Source organism: Streptomyces sp. NPDC059564 (assembly GCF_042735575.1).
Lineage (GTDB): Bacteria > Actinomycetota > Actinomycetes > Streptomycetales > Streptomycetaceae > Streptomyces.
In genome coordinates this window covers 1-5,543 of the sequence record NZ_JBHWBP010000443.1, presented here as the reverse complement: position 1 = coordinate 5,543, position 5,543 = coordinate 1, and the positions used below count along the sequence as shown (strand labels likewise).

The 5,543-nt window shown below is 72.8% G+C and carries 6 protein-coding genes; 1 reads left to right on the top strand and 5 read right to left on the bottom strand.

Features of this window, described 5'->3' with window-relative positions:
* Positions 1 to 182: 182 nt before the first annotated feature.
* On the top strand, positions 183 to 1,202 hold the full coding sequence (locus ACFV0Q_RS37725; protein WP_385012041.1) for an adenosine deaminase: 1,020 nt from the start codon (positions 183 to 185) through the stop codon (positions 1,200 to 1,202).
* On the opposite strand, the gene ACFV0Q_RS37720 is transcribed toward ACFV0Q_RS37725, so the two are convergent.
* The 5 genes from ACFV0Q_RS37720 to ACFV0Q_RS37700 all read right to left on the bottom strand — a co-directional run bounded on the left by ACFV0Q_RS37720 (position 1,192) and on the right by ACFV0Q_RS37700 (position 5,353).
* Positions 1,192 to 1,608, bottom strand: a complete 417-nt coding sequence (locus ACFV0Q_RS37720) for a hypothetical protein (RefSeq protein ID WP_385012040.1) — start codon at positions 1,606 to 1,608, stop codon at positions 1,192 to 1,194. The genes ACFV0Q_RS37725 and ACFV0Q_RS37720 overlap by 11 nt on opposite strands.
* Position 1,609: 1 nt before the next feature.
* Entirely contained in the window at positions 1,610 to 2,710 is a 1,101-nt protein-coding gene (locus ACFV0Q_RS37715) for a UDP-N-acetylmuramate dehydrogenase (protein ID WP_385012038.1), read from the bottom strand.
* Positions 2,711 to 3,109 (bottom strand): DUF3291 domain-containing protein, encoded by a 399-nt coding sequence (locus ACFV0Q_RS37710; protein ID WP_385012036.1) that lies wholly within the window; start codon positions 3,107 to 3,109, stop codon positions 2,711 to 2,713. It lies immediately after the preceding gene.
* A gap of 40 nt (positions 3,110 to 3,149) precedes the next feature.
* On the bottom strand, positions 3,150 to 4,526 hold the full coding sequence (locus ACFV0Q_RS37705; RefSeq protein ID WP_385012043.1) for an MFS transporter: 1,377 nt from the start codon (positions 4,524 to 4,526) through the stop codon (positions 3,150 to 3,152).
* Positions 4,527 to 4,762: 236 nt separating this feature from the next.
* A complete protein-coding gene (locus tag ACFV0Q_RS37700) occupies positions 4,763 to 5,353 on the bottom strand; it encodes a TetR/AcrR family transcriptional regulator (protein ID WP_385012034.1) in 591 nt (196 codons plus the stop codon).
* Between the last annotated feature and the right edge of the window lie 190 nt (positions 5,354 to 5,543).

Below are 5,543 nucleotides of genomic sequence, written 5' to 3'. Positions count from 1 at the left end.
TGCGGGGGCGCCCCCCCGATTTCCCCCCCCCCCGGGTTTTGGGGCCCCGGGTCCGGGCGGTGCCCGGGAGGCCCCGCGCAGCGGCCCCGCACCCCGCCCGAAGCCCCGCTCACGCGTTCGCGCAAGCCCCCGTTCGGCAAAAACCCCTCCCGCCGAGCGCAGCGGTACGGCAGGATCAAGCAATGGAGCACGTACGCGATCTCACGCTTCTGCCGAAAGCCCACCTCCACCTGCACTTCACCGGCTCGATGCGACCGTCGACCCTGCTGGAGCTCGCCGACAAGTACGGCGTCCGGCTGCCCGACGCCCTGACCGGCGGGGAGCCGCCCAAGCTCCGCGCCACCGACGAACGCGGCTGGTTCCGCTTCCAGCGGCTCTACGACGCCGCCCGCTCCTGCCTGCGCGAGCCCGAGGACATCCGGCGCCTGGTCCGCGAGGCGGCCGAGGAGGACGTCCGGGACGGCAGCGGCTGGCTGGAGATCCAGGTCGACCCCACCTCGTACGCGCCCCTCCTCGGCGGGATGATCCCGGCCGTCGAGATCATCCTGGACGCGGTGGACTGCGCCTCCCGGGAGACCGGCCTCGGGATGCGGGTCGTCATCGCCGCCAACCGCATGAAACACCCCCTGGACGCCCGCACCCTGGCCCGCCTGGCCGTCCGCTACGCCGACCGCGGCATCGTCGGCTTCGGGCTCTCCAACGACGAGCGCCGCGGCATGGCCCGCGACTTCGACCGGGCCTTCGCCATCGCCCGCGAGGGCGGCCTGCTCGCGGCCCCGCACGGCGGCGAGCTCACGGGCCCGTCCTCCGTCCGCGACTGCCTCGACGACCTGCACGCCTCCCGCATCGGGCACGGCGTCCGGGCCGCCGAGGACCCCCGGCTGCTCAAGCGGCTCGCCGACCGGCAGATCACCTGCGAGGTCTGCCCGGCCTCCAACGTCGCGCTCGGCGTGTACGAGCGGCCCGAGGACGTGCCGCTGCGCACCCTCTTCGAGGCCGGGGTGCCGATGGCGCTCGGCGCGGACGACCCGCTGCTGTTCGGGTCCCGGCTCGCGGCCCAGTACGAGATCGCCCGCCGCCACCACGCGTTCACGGACGCGGAGCTCGCCGAGCTGGCGCGCCAGTCGGTGCGCGGTTCGGCCGCGCCCGACGACGTACAGGCCAAGCTGCTGGACGGGATCGACCACTGGCTCAACGGGTGAGCCGCAGGTCCCCCTCGTAGCAGTCGGCCCGCACCCGGTGGCCGTCCGGGAAGCCGATCTCCAGGTGGGTGCGGCCCTGCTCGGGCAGCGCGTACTCGGCGACGGTCGCGACCGTCTGGCCGAGGTGGCGCAGGAAGGGGTGGTCGCCGAGGTCCTCGCCGACCTCGATCCGGCCCCACTCCCCCATGTCGACGGGCTCGTGGGGCGCGCCGGACTCGACGATGAGGCACTGGTCCGAGCCGGTGGTGATCCGCGTGGACTCGCCGGAGCTGTCGATCAGCCAGACGTCGAGCGGCGCCTCGGAGCGCTCGCCCTCGCAGATGTGCCAGGAGGCGACGACCCGGCTGATCTCGCGGCCCACCAGGCGCGTGGGGTCCGTACCGGCCCCGTGCAGGGGGCAGTGCATGTCAGATGCGGACGCCGACCGTCACCGGCTCGTTGACGAGGGTGACGCCGAACGCCGCGTGGACTCCGGCGACGACCTCGCGGGCCAGCGCGAGGAGGTCTTCGGTCGTGGCCTCGCCGCGGTTGGTGAGGGCCAGGGTGTGCTTGGTGGAGATGCGGGCGGGGCCGCTGCCGTAGCCCTTGGTGAAGCCGGCCTTGTCGATCAGCCAGGCCGCGCTGGTCTTCGTACGGCCCTCGCCGGCCGGGTAGGCGGGCGGCGCGGTGTCGGGGCCGAGGCGGTCCTGGGCGCGGGCGAGGAAGGCGGCGTAGGCCTCTTCGGTCAGGATCGGGTTGTGGAAGAAGGATCCGGCGGACCAGGTGTCGTGGTCGGCGGGGTCGAGGACCATGCCCTTGCCGGCGCGCAGGCGCAGGACGGTCTCGCGGGCGAGGGCCGCCGGGACGCGGTCTCCGGCCTCGACGCCGAGGGCGCGGGCCGTCTCCGGGTACTTGACCGGGGCGGAGAGGCCGCCCGCGTCCTCCAGGGCGAAGCGCACGCGCAGGACGACGTAGCGGTCGGGCTGGTCCTTGAAGGTGCTGTTGCGGTACCGGAAGTCGCATGCGGCGGCGCCGAGGGTGACCGTCTCGCCGCTGGTGCGGTCGTACGCGACGACCTCGGTGATGGTGTCGCAGACCTCCTGGCCGTACGCCCCGACGTTCTGGATCGGGGTGGCACCGGCGGAGCCGGGGATCCCGGCGAGGCATTCGATGCCGGCGAGGCCGGCTTCGACGGTGCGGGCGACGGCGTCGCTCCAGTTCTCGCCGGCGGCGAGTTCCAGGGTGGTGCCGTCGAGGGTGAAGCCGGTGGTCGCGATGCGCAGGGCGGTCCCGGCGAAGCCCTGGTCGCCGATGACCAGGTTGCTGCCGCCTCCGATGATCAGGAGGGGGGTACCGCTCGCGTCCGCGGCGCGGACGGCGTCGACGACCTCGGCGTCGGTGGTCGCGGTGACCAGCCGGGCCGCGGGGCCGCCGAGGCGGAAGGTGGTCAGCGGGGCGAGGGGGGCATCGTGGAGTTCCTGCACGTGCACAAGAGTACGGTCCGTCCCCCTCGCATCCCGGCGGGGCACTCAGTACGCCTGCTCCTGCTGGGCCAGACGGCGCTCGGCCTCCTCCCAGCTGATGGGGAGTTCGCGGGCGGGCACGGTCCAGTGGACGAAGGCGGAGTCCTTCATGTGGGCGGCGGCGGCCCGGGAGCTGGAGCGGTGCGGCTCGCTGCGGGCGAAGCGGTAGAGCGCGTCGCGGTCCTCCCAGGCGGAGAGGGTGAGGAAGGTGCGGCGCGTGACGCGGGCGCGCAGGGCGGCTCCGTGGGCGCCGGGGGCCTTGCGGATCTGCAGGATGATGCCGGGCGCGCGGAGGAAGAACTTCACGGCGCCGGTGAGGGTGGCGGTCTCGAAGCGGGAGGCCATGACGTGGACCTCGGCGTCGGGGGCCGCGGGGGTGGGCGTGGACCAGGGGATGTCGGGCATGACGGCTGCTCCTTCGTTCGGGTCGTACGCGTCGGTGGGGTCAGCCCGCGGCGGGGACCTTGTCCAGGGTCCCGGCGGGGGCCGGGGCGGGGGCGGTTTCCGGGGAGGCCTTGGGCCTGCGGGGCAGCAGCAGGGCCAGCCCGGCGGCCAGGGCGACCGCGGCGGCGCCGATCCACAGGGCGGGGACGGTGCCGTCGGTGAAGGCCTGCGGGGTCTCGTAGCCGCCCCGGGCGGAGAACACCGAGGCCAGGACGGCCACGCCGAGGGCTCCGCCGACCTCGCGGAGGGCGCTGTTGGCGCCGGAGGCCTTGCCCTGGTCGGCGGGGGTGACGGTGGACATCAGCACGTTGTTGGCCGGGGCGAAGTAGAGGGACATGCCGATCCCGCTGAGGACCAGGGCCGGGAGCTGGGCGACGTAGGAGACGTCCGTGCTCAGGATCGTCGCGAACCAGCCGAGGCCGACCGCCTGGAGGGCCAGCCCGGCGACGACGACGGGTCGGCCGCCGATCCGGTCGGACAGGATCCCCGCGATCGGGGCGACGACCACCGCCATGCCGGTCCAGGGGAGCATGCGCAGCCCGGCCTGGGTGGGCGAGTAGCCGGCGACGCCCTGGAGGAACTGGCTGAGCAGGAAGATCGAGCCGAACATGCCGAGGTACATCAGCAGGCTGGCGAAGTTGATGCCGAAGAAACCCCGGTTACGGAAGAGCCGCATGGGGAGCATGGAGTTCGCGTTGCGGAAGCCGTGGTGAATGAAGCCGCCGACGAGGGCGCTGCCCGCGATCAGGCCGGTGAGGACCGGAGCGCTGGTCCAGCCGTGGGCGTTGGCGTTGACCAGGCCGTAGACGATCCCGAAGAGCCCGCCGCTGATGAGGAGGGTGCCGGGGACGTCGAGGCGGGAGTTCGGGGCGGTGGACTCGGCGAGGCGCAGGCGGGCGAGCGGGAGCAGCGCCAGGCCGATCGGCACGTTGAGCCAGAAGATCCACTGCCAGGAGATGTGCTCGGTGAGGCTCCCCCCGATCAGCGGACCACAGGCGACGGCCAGGCCGCCGACGGCCCCGTAGATCCCGAGGGCCATGCCGCGGCGGGCGGCCGGGACGGCCATGGTGAGCAGAGTGAGGGACAGCGGCATCATGACGGCGGCGCCGAGGCCCTGCACGGCGCGGGCGGCGATGAGCGCCTCGATGCCGGGCGAGAGCGCGGCGGCCGCGGAGGCGCCGGTGAATATCGCGAGCCCGGCGATGAAGAGCCGGCGCCGGCCGAAGCGGTCCCCGAGCGCGGAGCCGAACAGGAGCAGGACGGCGAAGGTGAGCGTGTAGGCGTTCACCGTCCACTCCAGGTCCTCCAGCTTGCCGCCCAGGTCGGCGCGGATGGCGGGGAGGGCGGTGGTGACGACGAGGTTGTCGAGGGCGGCCATGAAACTGGCGACACCGGTGAGGACGAGGGCCCAGACGGCGGGCTTGCCGAGTCGGTCGGGGTGGGTGGGTGGGGTGGGCTGAGCTGGCTGGTCGTTCCGGTTCTGCTCGCTCTGCTGGTTCACGTTTCCCCCTGGGGTTTGCTAGTTAGTTATTGCTGACTAACTTCTGCGGGCAGAAGGGGCCCTGGTGCGGGCGACGGCGAGCCGCCGTCCCCGGAGATCCCGAGGCCCACTTCCTACTCGACAGGACTTTCCGGCGACTTCCCCACGGGCTCCTTGGCCCGGGCGGACGGGTAGAGCCCCTCCCAGATGCGGTGACCGGGCGGGAACCCCATGGCGGCGAGGGTGTTGATGAGCATCCCGAACGCCATGAAGGTGGTGGTCTCCTCGACGTCACCGCCGAGCGGCAGCGAGACGGTGTCCCACAACTCCAGCCAGCCGGCCCGCACGACTTCGCCGAGCTCGTGGTCGCCGGCCGCCTCGGCGGAGGCGATGGTGACGTACATCTGGAGCTGCATCTGCAGTACGTGCGGATCTTCGGCGATCAGCCGCGTGTACGCCCCGGCCATGGCGTGCAGGGCCTCTTCACCCTCCAGCCCGTCGGCCGCCTCGGCGAAGACCCGCCGGGTGGTCTCCATGCACCGGGAGGCCGCCGCGAGGAAGATCGCCTGCTTGTTGGGGAAGAGCCGGAAGAGGTACGGCTGCGAAACGCCGACCCGCTTGGCGATCGCCTCGGTGGAGGTCCCGTAGTACCCCCCAAGGGCAAACTCCCGAGCCGCCGCCCGAATCACACTCTCGCGCCGCTCTTCTGCGCTCATCCTTGCCATGCTTCGAAGTTAGTGCTCAATCACTAACTAGGTCAAGGGGCGGGCGGGGTCGGGGATCGGCGGGGTCGGGGATCGGCGGGGTCGGGGATCGGCGGGGTTTCGGCTGGTCCGGATCAGGGACGGTTTGGGGCTTTCCCGTCAGTCTCATCGTCCTTCCGTGGCGGGCCGGTCCCTCAACGGCGCACCCATC

Bases quoted from the DNA above. Each gene is read 5' to 3' on its own strand.
- ACFV0Q_RS37720 (WP_385012040.1), bottom strand. From the start codon at position 1,608: ATGCACTGCCCCCTGCACGGGGCCGGTACGGACCCCACGCGCCTGGTG.
- ACFV0Q_RS37710 (WP_385012036.1), bottom strand. From the start codon at position 3,109: ATGCCCGACATCCCCTGGTCCACGCCCACCCCCGCGGCCCCCGACGCC.
- ACFV0Q_RS37725 (WP_385012041.1), top strand. From the start codon at position 183: ATGGAGCACGTACGCGATCTCACGCTTCTGCCGAAAGCCCACCTCCAC.
- ACFV0Q_RS37700 (WP_385012034.1), bottom strand. From the start codon at position 5,353: ATGGCAAGGATGAGCGCAGAAGAGCGGCGCGAGAGTGTGATTCGGGCG.
- ACFV0Q_RS37705 (WP_385012043.1), bottom strand. From the start codon at position 4,526: ATGGCCGCCCTCGACAACCTCGTCGTCACCACCGCCCTCCCCGCCATC.